This window comes from Thalassospira sp. CH_XMU1420-2 (genome assembly GCF_037029325.1).
Classification (GTDB): Bacteria; Pseudomonadota; Alphaproteobacteria; order Rhodospirillales; family Thalassospiraceae; genus Thalassospira; species Thalassospira povalilytica.
Genome location: NZ_JAYMEG010000058.1, coordinates 1 through 1,107 on the forward strand (window position 1 = coordinate 1; position 1,107 = coordinate 1,107).

Annotated in this window: 2 protein-coding genes; both read right to left on the reverse strand. The window is 53.2% G+C overall.

Annotation, left to right across the window (positions count from 1 at the left end; genetic code table 11):
* Positions 1–85 precede the first annotated feature (85 nt).
* Entirely contained in the window at positions 86–520 is a 435-nt protein-coding gene (locus tag WA429_RS21230; protein WP_068810567.1) for a PIN domain-containing protein, read from the reverse strand.
* On the reverse strand, positions 517–738 hold the full coding sequence (locus tag WA429_RS21235; RefSeq protein ID WP_068810568.1) for an AbrB/MazE/SpoVT family DNA-binding domain-containing protein: 222 nt from the start codon (positions 736–738) through the stop codon (positions 517–519). The genes WA429_RS21230 and WA429_RS21235 overlap by 4 nt, the downstream gene beginning before the upstream one ends.
* Between the last annotated feature and the right edge of the window lie 369 nt (positions 739–1,107).

Here is a 1,107-nt window from a genome sequence, read left to right on the forward strand (position 1 = left end):
GGTAGGCCTTGCGGGTGTTGGCGCGGGTAGCCGCGTGTATGTAGTGGTCAATGCTGCTCATGCCGACCTTTTAATCTTTATCGAATTATGGGCTTAGCGTCCTTGGTATCTCCCGGGCCGCGATATCGAAGGTGTAAACGCCTTTGAGCGCCTGGTGCCACTGCTGTGCTTGGTGCTGGGCCTTGTTCACAATAAGTGCGTCGGGAAAGTCGGCGCTTTTTTTCTTGCCACCGACCTTCACCGGCTGCGCTTTTTTATAGTCATTCAGAGCACGCCACACGGTCTGCCCATCCTCAAAGACAATGTTCGGCTCCTCAAACAGCGCACTGATCACGCCAGCAATGGCCTCACGGTCAAGCTTGTAGCGCTTACCCGTTAGAACCCACATTGTCTCCACCAGCACGACATCCGTCACCAGAACGGGTACAGGACCCGTGATCAGTGACATGGCCTTATGCGACTGAGCCTTATTGTCCAGCAGCAGGTACCGAAGCAGCACATTGGTATCAATGGCAATCACGCACGGATACCGCTTTGACGGGAATCGTCCTCACTCACCTGGCGATCCACGCGGATGCCCTTGAGAATCCCGCGCGCGGCGCCTGAGACTTTTTTGATGATAGTAATGTGCCCGTCGTTGTCCACGTAGCTTTCGTATTCATCACCAGGCTCGATGCCCGCCAGCCGGCATTGATCCACAGGTAGCGTGATCTGCCGCTTTGAGCTAACTTTTGGCATAGGACACCTCTTTACATTGCGCCGTTCTGTAAAGGATACCAATGCCTTTACAAGCGGTCAATACGTAAAGATTCTATATGTGGGGGCGTGTAACCGACCTTGATCAACGCGCTGCCAGCCTCCACCATTCGCAAAAAGACTGAAGGCGGCTCCGGTGTTTCATAGATGTACACAGGTAAAGAAAGGGGCCACCGGAGCGGACTCGCCATAAGTCATTGACTGTTGGACCAGCCATTTCACAACCTCGTCAGACGCTGCTAGCAGTTCAGAGTGGACAACAACAGGGCATATGGCGACATTACCTTGACATGAACCAAACTGCCAAGAGCTTAAGTTCAGAACGATAAAAATTCCCGCAGGCTGGTAACG